Consider the following 17,909-nt stretch of genomic DNA (forward strand, 5'->3'; position numbering starts at 1 on the left):
TTGTATCCTTATAATTCTTCTTCTATAGTATCTAACTCTACTTTAAGATTTTCTATAATAAACTCTTGTCGATTAGGTGTGTTTTTTCCCATATAAAAAGACAATAATTCTTCAATAGGTTTTTCTTTATCCAACATTACAGGGTCTAAACGAATATCATCTCCAATAAAATGCACAAATTCATCTGGAGAAATTTCTCCTAATCCCTTAAATCGGGTAATTTCTGGTTTTCCAGATAGTTTAGCAATAGCATCTCTTCTTTCTTGTTCAGAATAGCAATAAATAGTTTCTTTTTTATTTCTAACTCTAAATAATGGTGTTTGCAAGATATACAGATGTCCTTCTTTAATAACTTCTGGAAAAAACTGCAGAAAGAATGTAATCAACAAAAGTCTAATGTGCATTCCATCTACATCGGCATCTGTAGCAATAACAATGTTATTATATCTAAGATCTTCCAAGGACTCTTCTATATTAAGTGCCGCTTGCAATAGATTAAACTCTTCATTCTCATACACAATCTTCTTACTCATGTTATAGCAATTCAGTGGTTTACCACGTAAGCTAAAAACCGCTTGTGTATTTACATCTCTTGATTTTGTTATAGAACCACTTGCAGAATCCCCCTCTGTAATAAACAAAGTACTCTCCAGATTCCTATCCTTCTTACTATCTGTAAGATGCACACGACAATCTCTTAATTTTTTATTATGTAAACTTGCCTTTTTAGCACGTTCACGCGCTAGTTTTCTTATACCTGATAGATCCTTACGTTCGCGTTCTGCTTGCAATATCTTACGTTGTATACCTTCCGCTACATCAGAATTCTTGTGTAAAAAATTATCAAGTTTTGTCTTTAGAAAATCATTTATATATGTTCTAACGGTAGGCAGATTACCTCCCATATCTGTAGAACCTAATTTGGTTTTGGTCTGACTTTCAAAAACCGGTTCCATAACCTTAATACTAATAGCAGATACTATAGATTTACGAATATCACTAGCTTCATAGTTTTTACCATAAAACTCTCTTATTGTTTTTACAATAGCCTCACGAAAAGCTGCTTGATGTGTTCCTCCTTGTGTAGTATTCTGACCATTTACAAAAGAATGGTATTCTTCACTATACTGTGTTTTACTATGTGTAATGGCAATTTCAATATCTTCTCCTAAGAGATGTATAATTGGATATAATCGATCACCCTCGTTTATATTATCAGAAAGTAAGTCTTTCAATCCATTTTCTGAAAAATATTTTTCGCCATTAAAAAGTATAGTCAATCCAGGGTTTAGATACACATAATTCTTAAGCATCTTAGCTACATACTCTGTACGATACTTATAGTGTTTAAAAATAGTGTCATCAGGCACAAAAGAGACTTTAGTACCTCTTCTACGTGAAGTTTCATCTAAACTATCTTGATTGGTAAGATTTCCTTTTTCGAATTCCGCAGATGCTGATTTTCCATCACGAGTAGATTCTACTCTAAAAAATTTAGATAAAGCATTTACCGCTTTTGTACCAACTCCGTTCAATCCTACAGATTTCTTAAAAGCTCTGGAATCATATTTTCCACCAGTATTCATTTTGGAAACTACATCCACAACTTTACCAAGTGGAATTCCACGACCATAATCTCTAACAATCACTTTATCTCCTTGTATAGAAATCTCAATAGTTTTACCAGCACCCATCACATATTCATCAATAGAATTGTCTAGTACTTCTTTTAGTAAAATATAAATTCCATCATCCGCAGAAGATCCATCTCCTAGTTTACCTATATACATTCCAGGACGCATACGGATATGCTCTTTCCAATCGAGGGATCGTATATTATCTTCGGTATATTTAGTTTCCTTACTCATAAAATTTTGGGTAGAATGCTTGCTAATATAAGGTTTCACTTACGGAATTAAAATAGGTGCACTACAAAGTAATTAACAATTACAACTTGGTTTTTGTTGATTATTTGACTTACAGCAAATTGAAGAATTTTTAAAAAGTATAAGCTATTCATTTTTTAAAACCTCAAAAGAAAAATACCTGAAGAATACGGGAAAACCCTTACATATCTTTTTGAAAACAATTCAATACTTTTGTAAAACCTCATAAACAACTCATAATCAGTATGAAAAAACTTACTTATCACACATTATCCCTACCTCAAATTAGGATTAATGTTAGACAAACTCTTTACTTAAACACATTCATTATGAAAAAAAGATCAATTTTATTTTTTGCTTTTTCCTTATCATTATTAATTAGTTGTAGTAGTGATGATAACACTGTATTGATTCCATCTGCAGATATCATTGGAACCGTCGAACTCTATGATGATGATCAGAATATTGTTGACAATACAAATATGACCGTTTCTATAGAAGGAACTTCTCCTTTAATAACCGCTACAACAGATCTAAACGGAAATTACAGCCTCAAAAATGTTCCTTTTGATACCTATACTTTAGTTTATGAAAAAGAAGGTTTTGGAACATATAAACGCTTTGATATAGAACATAATGACACTGGTGAATTTACATTAATCCCCGAACAATTAAAACTTGGCCAAATCTCCAATAGTGTTATAACAGAAAGTACCGCAGTAATAAACGGTAACTTCATCGTTCTTACTGTTACTCGTCCCGATACAGAAAACTTATTAGTAAAAAGAATGCGAATATTTTATCACAAAAGCGAGGATGTGAGTAATGAAATTTACACCGAATTTTCACCTATTATAGGAACTACCGGAAATCCCGCTAATCTAACTTTTTCAATAGCTTTTTTTACAAGTTTAGGTTTCGAATCTGGCGAAACTTTATGGTTTAAAGTATATGGTGATAATTTCTATACTAATTCTTATCAGGATCCTGATTTAGGCATTACAGTATTTCCTAATGTAAACCCTATCACTACAGATGCGATTTCTATAGTCCTTCCATAGATGTAACAAGTTTAAAAAAAAATATCTAAACCTTTGTTTTTTAACTATTTATAGCGGAGTCAAAAAATAATACATATTGATTATCCATATATTTCGACTCCGCTTAATGTTACGATAATATGCATCTACAAAAAAAATACTTTATTAGTAATACTTCTTCATATATCCTGCTCTTTTATTCATTAAAAAAACTTTTTTGGTATTTTTAGAAAATGAAACTATTTCAGAAAGTAATACAAATACTTCAAAAACCATTTCCAGAAGAAAGCAGGTCTATTTATTACAGAAATCTTATTTTTCTTAGTGTATTTATTACTTTATTCCTTTACATCTTTCAACCTTTTGGAATTTCTACATTAACCTCTAAAAAGTTTCTTATTTGTCTGGGGTTTGGAAGTATGACTTTTCTTGGAGCTAGTATTTATGAAGCTTTTCTTCATTATATTTTTAAACATAGAAAACAACAAGAAAAATGGACTTTTGGTAAGTGGATACTTGACAACCTTTGTATCATGATCATTATTAGTCTTACAAACTTCCTTTTCGCACGTCTTTTGATAATTGGACATATTAACTGGAGTCTTTTTCCTCAAATGATTTATAGTACGTTTATGATTGGCATCTTACCATTAATTATTATTGGCGGATGGTCACTTTTAAAAAACGAAAAAAAGTATCAAAACATTGCTAATGAAATAAATCATTCCAAAAATGCTATTTCTAAAAGTAATGAAGTTGAGAACCATTCCGTATTTGAGATACCAACCTATCAAATTCGATATATTGAAGCATTACAAAATTATACTAAAATAGGGTTTATAAATTCTCAAGGCAGTTTAGAAGTAAAAACTGAGCGCAGCACTTTGAAACGAATTTTAACAGAAACAGAAGGCACCTCAATTATCAAATGCCATAGATCTTATTTGGTTAACAAAGATGCAATTATTTCTACCAAAGGAAATGCGCAAGGTTTGCTGCTTTCTCTTTCTGATTGTGAAAAAATAATTCCTGTTTCGAGAACACGTGTTTCTTATTTCAGAAACAACTAACCCTATATTTCTTCTTTGTATTTCGTCCCAACAGCATGTAAACAATCACTTTTAGCTTGCATTCCGTCCCACAATTAACCGTCCGTCACATTGTCTTTGGTTCTAAATAATCTCATCTATAAGTTTGAGGTATTAATCTTTAAAATCAATCACCATGAACTGGAAAAAATGGTTAAAATACACAGCAATTTTTTTATTCTTACTAATTTCAATTTCATTAATTTGGATTACTCGAGAAGGTAAGCGTATGTATGGAGGGCTCACCGAGCAAGTCGATTATAAACAATTTAAACCTCAAGAAGGATCATTCGCTATTAAAAACATTAATGTTTTATCCCCTGATGGAGATAGTATTATTTCTAAACAAACGGTCTTAATAGAAAAAGGACTTATCACTGCTATTGATAGTACCCTAAATCTTTCATCAAAAACAAAAGTTATCGATGGTTCAGGAAAATATTTAATTCCAGGTTTAATCGATACTCATGTACATCTTTTTCAAAGTCCAAACGATTTGTTATTGTATGTGGCTAATGGTGTAACCGAAATTCGTGAACTAATTGGAGAAAAAAACCATTTGAAATGGAGAAAACAAATTGAAGATGGTAGGATTGGTCCTAAAATGTTTGTTGCCTCTCCTAGATTAGGAAGTTTTGAATCTATGGAAGGTTGGTTTATGAGTTGGTCTCAAGGTTATCTAAATATAAAAAATGCTAAAGAAGCCAGAAAAACGGTAAAAAGATTATACGATGAAGGTTATAATGGCATCAAAATTTATAGCCAATTAACAAAAGAAAGTTATTTAGCAATAATAGAAACTGCAAATTCTTTGGGGATGCCCGTTTTTGGGCATATTCCATGGTCTCTGGAGCTTAATGATGTATGGACAAATGGACAGAGCGGAATCGCTCATTTTGAGGAATTAATGAACGCACTTAGTAGAGAATTTAGCAGTAACAGAAACATTGGTAGTTTTTATGGTAATGAAGATGATTTTTTAAAGTTTGCAGAAGAACGTTGTGAAGATTTAGCCAACAATTTAATACAAAATGATATCGCTATTACCTCTACACTATGGTTAACAGAAAGCTTTGCTAAACAACCATTTGATATTCATCAAGTTCTTAAAGATGTAGAACTGGAGTATGAAAACCCTGGAATTAGTGAATGGGTTAACTACGTTCCTCAAGGTCTTGGTTGGCTTCCTGAAGTAAACCGTTATAAACTTCCGGAGAATCAAACTGCTGATGAACGTAAACGTAGTAAAAAGTATTGGGAAACATATGCAAAAGGATGTCAAATATTGGCACGTAATTTAGCCAAAAGAGGGGTTACCATTATGACTGGTACCGATGCTAATCTACCACCAGCCGTGCCAGGATTCTCATTGCACGATGAATTGCAAAGTTTACATCGTTCTGGTATGTCAACAGCACAGGTTCTGAAATCAGCTACTAGAATACCTGCAGAAAGATTAAAAAGTAATTCAGGAAAGATTTCGCCAGGGTACATAGCTAATTTAATAATGCTTGAAAAAAATCCTTTAGAAAATATAGCAAACACTAAGACGATTAACACGGTAATCAATAAAGGTCAGGTATTTGATCGAAGTTTGTTGGATAGCATATTAGCTTCGGTAAAAGATGCAAATAATTCCAGCAGAAAGATTAACATCGATACGTTCTTAACAAAATAACATATTAACGATGCAAAAAGGTGATCTTTTCCAAGACCACCTTTTTTAAAAATATATTTGATTTTTTAACCCTATTTCTATTTCAGGTCAAATCTATCGAGATTCATAATTTTAGACCAAGCTGCTACAAAATCATTCACAAACTTTTCTTTTGCATCTTCGGATCCATACACTTCAGCAATTGCTCTTAGTTCTGTATTAGAGCCAAAAATAAGATCCGCTCTAGTACCAGTGAATTTAACTTCTCCAGTTCTACGATCGCTACCTTCAAACAAAGTATCATCTTTTGATGTAGATTTCCATGTATATGTAAAATCTAAAACATTTGTAAAGAAATCATTAGTTAACGTACCAACATTATCCGTAAACACACCATTCTTAGAACCATCATAATTCGCACCTAACACTCTTAATCCTCCTATAAGAACAGTCATTTCTGGAATAGATAACGTTAGCAATTGCGCACGATCTATCAACAATTCTTCCGCAGCTAATTTCAAATCACCTCTCAAGTAATTTCTAAATCCATCGGCTAAAGGCTCTAAATGTCCAAATGAATGAACATCTGTTTGCTCCTGTGTCGCATCTCCTCTACCACTAGTAAAAGGAACAGATACATTATATCCCGCATTTTTAATCGCTAATTCTATACCAACATTACCACCAAGCACGATAAGATCCGCGATAGAGACTTTTCCAGAAAAATCATTCTTAATACCTTCGTACACTTCTAATACTTTTGATAATTCAGCAGGATTATTTACTTCCCAATTTTTTTGTGGTTCTAAACGAATACGAGCACCATTAGCACCACCACGCTTATCAGACCCTCTAAATGTAGATGCCGATGCCCATGCTGTATTTACCAACTGAGAGACCGTAAGTCCTGAAGCTGTAATAGCATCCTTTAATGTTGCTACTTCTGAATTGCTAAGACTTTTTCCTGCAGGAATTGGATCTTGCCAAACTAATTCTTCTGTTGGTACTTCAGGTCCTAAATAACGAGACACAGGTCCCATATCTCTATGTGTTAATTTGTACCATGCTCTAATAAAAGCATCTTCAAATTCTTCTGGATTATTGCGAAAGCGTTGAGCAATTTTCAAATAATCAGGATCAATTTTTAATGCCATATCGGCATCAGTCATCATTAAAGCTTGCCTTTTTGAAGCGTCACCAGCGGTTGGTGCAGTTGGTGCCCCTGAATCAGCTGTAGGAGTCCATTGACTGGCACCTGCTGGGCTTTTTGTTAATTCCCAATCATAATCTAATAATACCTTGAAGAAATCGTAATCCCATTTATCTGGATTAGGTGTCCAAGCACCTTCTAATCCACTAGTAATAGCGTCATCTAACACTCCTGTTCCATAAGTGTTTTTCCAACCAAGACTCATTTCTTCCATAGAAGCAGCATGTGGTTCGGCACCCACATATTTATCTGGGTCCGCAGCACCGTGAGCCTTACCAAAGGTATGACCTCCTGCCGTAAGTGCTACAGTTTCTTCATCATTCATCGCCATTCGTCCAAAAGTTTCTTTCATAAGCTTGGCTGTCTCTAGTGGATTTGATGAACCATTAGGACCTTCTGGGTTCACATATATTAATCCCATATGTGCCGCACCAAGATGTCCCTCAAGAGTTCCTCCTTCAAAACGTTCTTTATTCGCTAACCATTCTGTCTCATCTCCCCAGTATACATCTTGTTCTGGTTCCCATACATCTTCTCTACCACCTGCAAAACCAAATGTTTTTAATCCCATTGATTCTATTGCACAGTTACCCGCTAGAATCATTAAGTCTGCCCAAGAAACTTTATTGCCATATTTCTTTTTAATCGGCCATAATAATAAACGTGCTTTGTCTAAATTACCATTATCCGGCCAGCTATTTAAAGGAGCAAAACGCTGATTACCTGTACCGGCTCCTCCTCTACCATCACCTACACGATACGTACCTGCACTATGCCAAGCCATACGCACCATTAAACCTCCATAATGACCATAATCTGCAGGCCACCAATCTTGAGAATCTGTCATTAAAGCTACTACATCCGCCTTAAGCTCAGCAAAATTAACACTGTTAAATGCTTTTGCATAATCAAAATCCTCTCCCATTGGGTTAGACTTTGTTGCATTTTGACGAAGAATATTTAATTTTAATTCATTAGGCCACCAATCTCTATTTGATGTTCCGCTTCCAGCACTTTCTTTTTGAGGTCCGCCCATAAATGGGCACTTACTAATATCACCCCCGTTGTTAGTATTATCCATAATATTATTGAGTTTTAAAGTATGTCTTCTCAAATTTAATGAATTGCCATTCTACTTTGCATAGATTAATCATATATTTAAATGAATCCGCAATCAATAAAATCTATACTTCATATTTAATCATTTCAAAACTAACCCACTAAATATTTGCGTAACCGAATGATTACATTTATATTCGTAACCAATCAGTTACATTTTAACAATGAGAAGAGATGTTTTTCAGGCTATAGCGGATCCCGTAAGAAGAGATATTATTGCTCTTTTGGCGGAACAAACTCTTTCCATTAATGTTATTGCAGAAAAATTTGATATCAGTCGTCCCGCTATTTCTAAACATATTAAAATTCTAGAAGAGTGCGGTATCATATCTATAAATAAACAAGGTAGAGAAAGATACTGCTTAATTCAACCAAGAAATCTACTTCCAGCATTTCTATGGATAGACCAATACAAAGATTTATGGGAAGAAAAACTAGATTCTTTCGAAGAATATTTAATCAAACTACAATCTAAAACCAAAGAAAATGAGTAATTTAAACAATCGCACCTTATCCTTAAAAAGAACCTTTAACGCACCAATTCAATTAGTTTGGCAGGCTTGGTCCAGACCAGAACATATCACACATTGGTGGGGACCAAAAGGAATGGAAACCAAAATTATTGAACACGATTTTAGCGTAGGTGGAACATGGAAATATGCAATGTTAATGCCTGATGGAAGCGAATTTATAGCCGATGGTATTTACACAGAAATTGTAGAATTAAAAAAAATAATTTCTTCGGCAAATTTTAAACCAATGACTGAAGGTGTTGAAATACAAGCATTATTTGAAGAAGATGGTGATCAAACGAAATTTACTTTTAATGTTGTTCATCCTACTGAAGAGTATTGTCAACAACAAGAAAAAATGGGATTTATGAATGGTTGGGGATCTGTTTTTGATAGATTAAAAACTTTCGTTGAAACTTCCAATCGGTAATGGACTTATAAAGTTTTCTAAAAAACCCCAATTATTATATGATTGAATAAACCTTGACATGCTAGTAAACTACTTTTTCACTATTCCAAAAAAACGATACCTTTAACAAAAATCGCTAAAGAAAAATAAGGTTTAACAACAGGTATTAAGGTTTATGGAAAAAGAAAACTATGGAGAAGTCTCTGCCACAAATAAAGAGTACGATACTATTATCATTGGTTCAGGTGCAGGAGGGCTCTCTGCTGCAATTTGTTTGGCTCGTTCTGGTCAAAAGGTCTTGGTGCTAGAACAGCACGATGTTCCTGGAGGATGGTGTCATAGTTTTTATCTTAATGGTTATCGTTTTACACCTGGAGTTCATTATGTAGGTTTGCTAAATAAAGGAGAGTCCACTAGTACGCTTTATGAAGGACTTGGTATTGCTAATGATATTTCTTTTTTCAGAATGAATCCTAAAGCTTATGAGCACTGCTGGATCGGTGATGAACGTATCGATATGCCTGCTGGATATGAAAACATAAAAGAAGTACTAGCTAAACGCTTTCCTGAAGAAAAAAAGGGAATTACCAATTATTTGAAGCTTGTTAGTGATGTTTGCTATGAGCTACAATTAATCCCCAAAGTAAAAGGGTTTTGGGCACATCTTACGATACCTTTTCGTACTAAGAATATGGGTAAATACAGTGTGTTCAGTTTAAGAAAAGTAATAAAAAAACATATTAAGAGTCCTTTACTTAAAGCCGTTCTAAATATACAAATTGGAGATCATGGTTTACCACCTTCTAAAGCTAGTTTTCCGCTACACGCTGCTGTTATGGGCCATTATTCTAGTGGAGGTTACTATCCTATTGGTGGCGGTGGAGCATTGGTAAAAGCTATGACCAATGCTATTAAAAAACATAAAGGAGAAATAAGAACTAGTCAAAAAGTAAAACGAATTTTACTTGAAGGAGATAAGAAAAAGAAAGCTATTGGAGTACAATTAGAAAATGGCGAAAATATTTTTGCCGACAGAATTATTTCTAATGCAGATCCTGCTAAAACTTTTCTTGATTTAGTAGGAAGAAACAATATCAGTAAAAAACTAAGTAAGCGTCTTAATAAAACAAAATACTCTTGTACTTCCCTAATGCTTTTCCTTACCGTAGATATGGATGTTCGTAAAGCTGGTTTAGATTCTGGTAATATCTGGATGATGGAAAACGAAGATCTCGACACGGTATTTGAAGAAACACAAAAAATAGATCTTTTAGAAGGAGATACATTTCCAGGAATGTTTATAAGTTGTACAACCCTAAAGGATCCTATAAGTTTTGATGGCAGATACCATACGATAGAAGCCATTACTTATATCAATCATGAATCCTTTAATGCGTTTAAAAATGAAAATGATAGACGTTCTGAAACCTATTTATCTTTTAAGGATCAGCTCACAAAAAAAATGATTCGCACATTAGAAGGAGTTATTCCAGGAATCAGAGACAACATTGTACAAAAAGAACTAGGGACACCTATAACCAACGAGTACTACATTAACTCTACTAACGGTTGTGTCTATGGAACGGAAAAAAGTTTCTGGCAAATTGGACCTTTTGCGTATAAATCAAAAAGCGAAATCGAAAACCTGCATTTATGTGGTGCTAGCGTATTATCTCACGGAGTAGCAGGAGCAGGTTATTCTGGTGCAGAAACTGCTGCCAAAATCCTGAAATGTAGACAGGAAGATCTTATACAGCCTGATGATTCTCAAAGTATTCGTATTTATGAAGCTGAAGATGATTCTGAATATCCTGATTGGATGCGCAAAAAGATTCAGGTAAAAAAAGATCGCTTAGCAGCTGGTGTTAGTGGATTTCCGGAAATAGAATAGTAGAAGTTAACAAATATTCTTCTTATCTTTATAACGCTACCTCACCAAAAACAAACTTTGGTTATCATATGTTCACAATTGAAGAATTAAACAACGTCCAAAAACGGAAACAACTTATCGATTTAGCCCATCAAAAAAATATTGATATAAATAAAATATTGGCTAAAATTAGATATGAGGAAGAACTTAGATTCTTACAAGCAGAATTAGTGAATTTTCAAAATTGGATCGCTAAAAAAAAATTACGAGTAGCTGTGATTTTTGAAGGTCGTGATGCAGCCGGAAAAGGAGGCTCTATAAAGCGTTTTACAGAACATCTTAATCCTCGCTCTATGAGAATAGTAGCATTAGCAAAACCTACCGAAATAGAAATAGGACAATGGTATTTTAGAAGATATATTAAAGAATTACCAAATCCAGGTGAAATCGTTTTTTTTGATCGTAGTTGGTACAATCGCGCTGTAGTAGAGCCCGTAATGGGTTTTTGCAATAACAAGCAGTATAAAAAATTTATGGTACAAGTACCGGAATTTGAACATATGCTTTATGAAGATGGCATTATTGTTATAAAATTCTGGTTCTCTATCTCTAAAGAAGAACAGAAAAAACGTTTTGATGCCAGATTAAAAAACCCGCTTAAAATATGGAAATTTAGTCCTGTGGATATGGAAGGGCAAAAATTGTGGAATAAATACAGCCATTATAAAGAACAAATGTTCTCTAAAACTCATACTACGTTTAGTCCTTGGGTTATCGTTAAAACGAATAATAAAAAAACCGCCAGACTAGAAAGTATGCGATATGTACTTTCTCAATTTGACTATATAGGCAGATCGAAAGCAAAAACAACAATCATACCCGATCCAAATGTCATTTTACGATATTATAGATTTATTGAACAGATAGATATTTAAGACATGTCCGAAACTCAAAAAGCAAAACAAATAGATCTTTCTGAAGAAAACTTAACACTCCTAAACTCTCGTGTTGGTCTGAAGTATCTATTTATAGATAAAAAAATTGATTTACAAAAGATAATTCGGATGGCTCAGTATGAAACGGAGTTAAAAGAATTACAAGTAGAACTAATAAAACTACAAGAATGGACTGTAAAAAAAGGAAAGAAGATTATCATACTTTTTGAAGGTCGCGATGCCGCTGGAAAAGGAGGCGCAATAAGGAGAATAACTGCTCATATAAATCCAAGGCAATTCCGTATAATTGCATTACCTAAACCTTCAAAAGAAGAAGAAGGACAATGGTATTTTCAGCGATATGTCAATCAATTTCCTCAGCCCGGAGAAATCGTTTTTTTTGACCGTAGCTGGTATAATCGAGCAGTTGTGGAACCTGTCAATAATTTTTGCACACAACAGCAATATGAAACTTTTATAGGGCAGGTAAATGATTTCGAAAGGATGTTATTAGAATCTGATACTTATCTCATTAAATTCTATTTTTCCATTACCAAAGAAGAACAGGCACGTAGATTTAAGGATATAAAAACGAGTCCTCTTAAAAGATGGAAAATGACCAGAGTAGATGAAAGTGCGCAAGAGTTATGGGATGAGTACACCAAGTATAAGGTAAAAATGTTCGAGCATACGAATACAAAAAAATCTCCCTGGATTATTATTGAGGCCGATAGAAAAACGAAAGCAAGAATTGAAGCGATTCAACATGTTTTAGACAAAATCCCTTATAAATAACACTATAAAAACAAAAACGGGTCTAAATGACCCGTTTTTGTTTTTATAGTGTTATGTTTTTTTGAACTATCCTTTTAACCAAGCATTTCTTAGTGTTAATTGTTCTTTTGTTGGATTTTCAACATCACTTAAAGACTTTCCTTTAGTATAGGATTTAGTTAGTTTTGTCTTTATTATTACCTCTTCTCCTGCTCTATCTAATTTAACTTCTACATCATCACCTTCCTGCCACTGAAGCGTACCTTGTAATACAGAATTGGCATTTAATAACGTTAACTGTGTTCCGTTAACTTCTTTTATTACATCAAACGCTTGTACTCCATTATCTGCCCAAAAACTATTCTCGCTTACTAATTCTGTAAAGAAAATAGTTCCTTTATCTTGATCACCTCCAACAATAATTGCACTACCATTTCTTACGTAATCAGTTTCAATATTTTTAGTACCTACAGAAAGTCCCACTTTTTCAAAGAATTTATTATAGTCGATAGGTGTATTGCCCTCCACATTAGTTTTCAAGAACTCTCCTATAGAAGGATAGGTCATAGAAACAATTTCTTCAATAATTTTATCGTCTTCAAATGGTTTATTTTTTCCATATTTTAATGATAACTCTTTCATTAAAGATAAAATTCCTCGATTTCCATCGCTCTCTTCTCTCATTAATATATCAATACACATACCAATCAATGCTCCTTTCTCGTATACATTCGCATAATTTTTAGCATATGGTTCATTAAGAATGTTTTCACTCATTACTGTAAAACTCATAGCATCATCAAACATACTTGCAGATTCAATTTTACCCATCATTTTTGTATAAAACTCTTCTTCTCCTACAAGATCCTGATTGATCTGAAAAACACTGGCAAAATACTCCGTAACTCCTTCATACATCCATAAATGCTTAGAGAAAGTTGGGTTATTATAATCAAAATAATGTACATCTCCTGAATGCACACTTAATGGAGTAACAATATGAAAAAACTCATGAGACACTACATCAATCATTGCTGACGCTAACGCATCTTCTGGTATCGCTTCAGGTAAAACTACTACCGTAGATGTATGATGCTCTAGTGCTCCGAAACCTGTCGGCGCTGTTTGTGATTGAGGTGCCAAATATAAATAGATATCGTATCTAGGAGTACTATCTATATCTCCTAAATACTTTTTTTGAGCCTTCATCATTTTAAAAACAGTCTCCTTAATTCCTGCAGCAGTATACGTTTTATTAGGTGAATAAACGCTTAAAACGATTTTGATCCCTCCTACTTCAAACTCTTCTACATCTAATTTACCATACATCATTGGATTGTCAGTAACATCAAAATATCTGGCAGCAAAATACTTATCTGTAGTAATTGTTCCATCTTCATTTTTTTCGGAACCTACATTCTGCAAAGCAGAAGTTCTTTGCATATCCGTTGGTGCTTTCACTTCTACTGCATATTGATTATTTTTCAATACATCAAAATAACCAATAAATCCATGTAAGTTTAGCACAAAATTATCTTTCTCTATATTCGTTCCTGAAGGAGAAAAAGGTGTTCCTACACCTGTATTCTCTATATCATAGGTGTCATTTACCAGATATACAATTTTATCTAATTGCTTAGCATTGGTAATTAACCAGGTATTGGTATCAATTTTTTCTGTTGCTAATTCTGCACCATTATAATCCAGCGCTCTAAAACCATCTACAAACTTTCCAAAATCACTAACTGCATATGTTCCTTGCACTACTTTTGGTAGAAAGTATTTTACAGTATCCTGAATAAAACGTCCTGGATTGATAACCACTGGTACTTTATCATCTGTAATTTGTGTTAAATCTACTTTTGTAGCGATTGGTGTTTTAGAAGCAATGTCATTTCCTTGATTAACGGATCCACATCCAATTAGTACAAGACCAATAGATAGTGTGATTAATATATTTTTCATGTATTCAATTCTTTATTATGCTAGACGCAAAAAATTAGTGGGTGTTACAACTTTGGTCGCGCAAAATATATAATTTGTATAGACTTTAACCTATTTTTGGTAATTATTTACCTATACATATCACTTTGGATATTTTAATTGATACACATCGAATACGACTATCGGTTGATCCAGAATCGTTTGATTCTTTAAAAACAACCATCATATTTTTACACGATTCTTTAGGATCCATAGAGCTTTGGAGAGATTTTCCAAGAAGAATAAGTGAAGCAACCAACTGCAACGTACTTTCTTATGATCGTCAAGGTTATGGTAAATCTGATGGCTTTTCTGAATCAAAAAGAGATAAAGAATATCTAAAAAAAGAAGCGGATGTATTAGCTAAACTAATTGATCAACTTGGATTAAAAGAAGTAATACTTTTTGGTCATAGTGACGGTGGAAGCATTGCCTTACTTGCTGCTTCTTTATACCCAAATAAAATAAAAGGGATTATTACGGAAGGAGCACACGTTTTTGTAGAAAATGAAACTCTACAAGGAATAAGAGATGCACAAACTGCATATAAAACAACCAACTTAAAAGAAAAGTTGACCAAGTATCACTATAAAAATACTGAAAACGTATTCAAAATGTGGACAGAAACTTGGCTTTCTCCTTCATTTTCAGAATGGAACATAGAACACTACCTATCAGGAATACAATGTCCTTCTCTTATAATTCAAGGAGAAAATGACGAATATGGTACTTTAGATCAGGTTACAAGTATTCTTCAGAAAACATCCGGGATCTCTGAATCTCTAATAATACCAAACATTGGGCATACTCCTCATAAAGAAGCGACCGAAATTGTAATCGAGAAAACGAGAAATTTTACCCTAAATTTATAAATTTTTGGTAGTACTATTCCGAAAAACATATGAAATCAAATTTCTGAAGAGTTAAATAGCTATTTTTGATTTTAAATCACTTAAAATCTTAATTAATTACTCACATCATGAAATTCGTCAAATCGTTATTAATCGTACTGTTTTTAGGTTCAGTTTTACACGCTCAAGAAAATTTAGAATACCAAAAACCCGTAAAAGAAATCTTAGATTTAGTAGATGTACCTCTTGCACCATCTATACGGATTGATCAAAAAGGAGAACATATGATTTTCCTGTATCGAGATGGCTATAAGACTATTACAGAATTATCAGAAAAAGAAATGAGGTTAGCTGGATTACGAATTAATCCAAAAACCAATATTTCGAGTCGTACCAACTACTATAATAATATTAAATTAAAGAAAACTGATGGTGTTCCCATACAAATAAAAGGACTTCCTGAAAACCCAAGAATAGCTAATATATCCTGGTCACCTGATCAAACAAAAGCTGCATTTACCAATACAACAATTAATGGAGTTGAATTATGGGTTTTAGATATCAAAAACAATAACGTTAATAAAATTACAGATGCCACTTTAAATGCTAATATGGGGTCTCCTTTTAGATGGTTCAAAGATAACTCTGCTTTATTGGTGAAGTTTTTGTCTACCAACAAAAAGGCTTTAATTAATGTAGATGAAGCGATTCCTTCTGGACCTACTATTTCTATTAGCGAAGGAACAAAGGCGCAGAATAGAACGTATCAAGATCTGTTAAAAAATCCAAATGATGAATATAATTTTGAGCAATTAGCTACTTCAGAAATTTTTAAAGTAAATCTTGATGGTTCCAAAAAATCTTGGTCAAAGACTGGAATGATACGTAATTATTCTTTTTCACCGGATGGTAATTATGTTATGGTAACTGAAATTAAAAAGCCATTTTCTTATCTAGTGCCTTATTATCGTTTTCCACAAGAAACTACTGTTTATAAAAGTTCGGGAGAGCTCTTTAAAACAATTAACAAAGTTCCAATTGATGAAGTACGACCTAAAGGCTTTATGGCAACAAGAATGGGCAAAAGATCTATTAGCTGGAGATCTGATAAACCTTCAACTTTTATTTGGGCCGAAGCTTTAGATAAAGGGGATCCTGATATTGAAGTTGAATATCGTGACGAGGTTTTTCAATTAGATGCTCCTTTTGATGGCACACCTAAATCAATACTAAAAACAATTAATCGATATAGCAGTATACAATGGAGTAACGATAAAGAAACGGCTTTTGCATATGATTATTGGTGGAACACCAGAAATACAAAAACGTATGTCTTTAATCCAAATAAAGCTTCTGAAACACCACAAATTATACACGATCGAAATTATCAAGATCGATATAATGATCCAGGAAATTTTGTAAGTGCAAGAAATGAATTTGGAAGATCCGTAGTAAATATTAATAAAGGAAATGTATATCTAACAGGAGATGGCTACAGCAAAGAAGGACAATTTCCTTTTATAGACCAACTCAACTTAAAAAGCAATAAAACAAAAAGGGTATATCAATCTTCATATACTGATAAAGTAGAAAATATTTATTTTGCTACTAATATAGAAAAAGGAGAATTTCTTGTAGGAATTGAATCTCCCAGCGAATATCCTAACTTCTATATTAGAAACATAAATTCGAAAAATGAAATAAAGCAAATTACTGATTTCAAAAATCCGTTTTTAGCAATCCAGGATGTTCATAAAGAAGTAATTAAATATAAAAGAGAAGATGGACTAGAACTATCTGGAACTTTATATTTACCTATTGGATATGATAAAGAAAAAAAGGAGAAAATGCCAATGATTCTATGGGCTTATCCTGAAGAATTTAAAGACAAAAAAAGCGCCTCTCAATCCACATCTAATCCTAATGAGTTTACGTATCCATTTTGGGGTTCTATGATTTATTGGGTGACTAGAGGTTACGTAGTATTAGATGACGCTTCTTTTCCTATTGTAGGAGAAGGTGAGGAAGAACCTAATGATTCTTTCAGAAAACAATTAGTCGCAAATGCAAAAGCTGCAATTGATGCAGTTGATAATTTGGGGTATATTGATAGAAATCGAGTAGCTGTTGGAGGGCATTCATATGGAGCTTTTATGACTGCTAATTTACTATCGCACTCTAATCTTTTTGCTGCAGGAATTGCTAGAAGTGGTGCCTACAATAGAACTTTGACTCCTTTTGGTTTCCAAAGTGAAGAACGAAGTTATTGGGAAGCTCCTGATGTTTACAATACCATGTCACCATTTATGCATGCAGATAAAATGAAGACTCCTTTACTACTTATTCATGGAAAAGCAGATAATAATTCGGGTACCTATCCATTACAGAGTGAACGTTATTTTAATGCATTAAAAGGCCTTGGAGCAACAGCTAGACTAATTATGTTACCCAAAGAAAGTCATGGATATAGAGCAAAAGAATCTATTCTTCACCTTCTATGGGAACAAGATGAATGGCTTGAAAAATATGTTAAAAACAGAAAAGCACCAATATCTGAAGGAACGAATTAACTAAA

The 17,909-nt window shown here is 33.3% G+C and carries 13 protein-coding genes; 10 read left to right on the top strand and 3 right to left on the bottom strand.

Annotation, left to right across the window (positions count from 1 at the left end; genetic code table 11):
* Positions 1-8: 8 nt before the first annotated feature.
* A complete protein-coding gene (locus tag Q0975_RS12575; RefSeq protein WP_299437125.1) occupies positions 9-1,868 on the bottom strand; it encodes a DNA topoisomerase IV subunit B in 1,860 nt (619 codons plus the stop codon).
* A gap of 347 nt (positions 1,869-2,215) precedes the next feature.
* Between Q0975_RS12575 and Q0975_RS12580 the strand changes: the two genes are divergently transcribed.
* The 3 genes from Q0975_RS12580 to Q0975_RS12590 all read left to right on the top strand — a co-directional run bounded on the left by Q0975_RS12580 (position 2,216) and on the right by Q0975_RS12590 (position 5,692).
* Complete coding sequence (locus Q0975_RS12580) at positions 2,216-2,947, top strand: carboxypeptidase-like regulatory domain-containing protein (RefSeq protein WP_299437127.1); 732 nt, start codon at positions 2,216-2,218, stop codon at positions 2,945-2,947.
* A gap of 212 nt (positions 2,948-3,159) precedes the next feature.
* Positions 3,160-3,996: a LytTR family DNA-binding domain-containing protein gene (locus Q0975_RS12585; RefSeq protein ID WP_299437129.1), complete on the top strand. Its 837-nt coding sequence runs from the start codon at positions 3,160-3,162 to the stop codon at positions 3,994-3,996.
* Positions 3,997-4,150: 154 nt separating this feature from the next.
* The gene (locus tag Q0975_RS12590; protein ID WP_299437131.1) at positions 4,151-5,692 is read left to right on the top strand and encodes an amidohydrolase family protein; all 1,542 of its coding nucleotides are present in this window, start codon (positions 4,151-4,153) and stop codon (positions 5,690-5,692) included.
* Positions 5,693-5,769: 77 nt separating this feature from the next.
* Here the strand turns inward: Q0975_RS12590 and katG are convergent, their stop codons facing one another.
* Positions 5,770-7,962, bottom strand: coding sequence for a catalase/peroxidase HPI (katG, locus tag Q0975_RS12595; RefSeq protein WP_299437133.1), 2,193 nt, complete (start codon positions 7,960-7,962; stop codon positions 5,770-5,772).
* A 202-nt stretch (positions 7,963-8,164) separates the two neighbouring features.
* Here katG and Q0975_RS12600 point away from each other — a divergent pair, with 202 nt between their 5' ends.
* The 5 genes from Q0975_RS12600 to ppk2 (Q0975_RS12620) all read left to right on the top strand — a co-directional run bounded on the left by Q0975_RS12600 (position 8,165) and on the right by ppk2 (Q0975_RS12620) (position 12,521).
* Positions 8,165-8,494: a metalloregulator ArsR/SmtB family transcription factor gene (locus tag Q0975_RS12600; protein WP_299437135.1), complete on the top strand. Its 330-nt coding sequence runs from the start codon at positions 8,165-8,167 to the stop codon at positions 8,492-8,494.
* Positions 8,487-8,942 (top strand): SRPBCC domain-containing protein, encoded by a 456-nt coding sequence (locus tag Q0975_RS12605; RefSeq protein ID WP_299437137.1) that lies wholly within the window; start codon positions 8,487-8,489, stop codon positions 8,940-8,942. Before Q0975_RS12600 ends, Q0975_RS12605 begins: the two co-directional genes overlap by 8 nt.
* A 154-nt stretch (positions 8,943-9,096) precedes the next feature.
* Entirely contained in the window at positions 9,097-10,812 is a 1,716-nt protein-coding gene (locus Q0975_RS12610; protein ID WP_299437140.1) for an NAD(P)/FAD-dependent oxidoreductase, read from the top strand.
* 68 nt (positions 10,813-10,880) lie between these two features.
* On the top strand, positions 10,881-11,726 hold the full coding sequence (gene ppk2 / locus Q0975_RS12615) for a polyphosphate kinase 2 (RefSeq protein WP_299437142.1): 846 nt from the start codon (positions 10,881-10,883) through the stop codon (positions 11,724-11,726).
* A gap of 3 nt (positions 11,727-11,729) precedes the next feature.
* Complete coding sequence (gene ppk2 / locus Q0975_RS12620; protein ID WP_299437144.1) at positions 11,730-12,521, top strand: polyphosphate kinase 2; 792 nt, start codon at positions 11,730-11,732, stop codon at positions 12,519-12,521.
* Between the two features lie 66 nt (positions 12,522-12,587).
* Here the strand turns inward: ppk2 (Q0975_RS12620) and Q0975_RS12625 are convergent, their stop codons facing one another.
* A complete protein-coding gene (locus tag Q0975_RS12625; RefSeq protein ID WP_299437146.1) occupies positions 12,588-14,465 on the bottom strand; it encodes a peptidase M61 in 1,878 nt (625 codons plus the stop codon).
* Between the two features lie 125 nt (positions 14,466-14,590).
* On the opposite strand from Q0975_RS12625, the gene Q0975_RS12630 reads away from it, so the two are divergent.
* Both Q0975_RS12630 and Q0975_RS12635 read left to right on the top strand, forming a co-directional pair.
* The gene (locus Q0975_RS12630; protein WP_299437148.1) at positions 14,591-15,355 is read left to right on the top strand and encodes an alpha/beta hydrolase; all 765 of its coding nucleotides are present in this window, start codon (positions 14,591-14,593) and stop codon (positions 15,353-15,355) included.
* A gap of 107 nt (positions 15,356-15,462) precedes the next feature.
* Complete coding sequence (locus Q0975_RS12635; protein ID WP_299437150.1) at positions 15,463-17,904, top strand: prolyl oligopeptidase family serine peptidase; 2,442 nt, start codon at positions 15,463-15,465, stop codon at positions 17,902-17,904.
* Positions 17,905-17,909: the final 5 nt, after the last annotated feature.

It is taken from the genome of uncultured Aquimarina sp. (assembly GCF_947500065.1).
Lineage (GTDB): Bacteria > Bacteroidota > Bacteroidia > Flavobacteriales > Flavobacteriaceae > Aquimarina.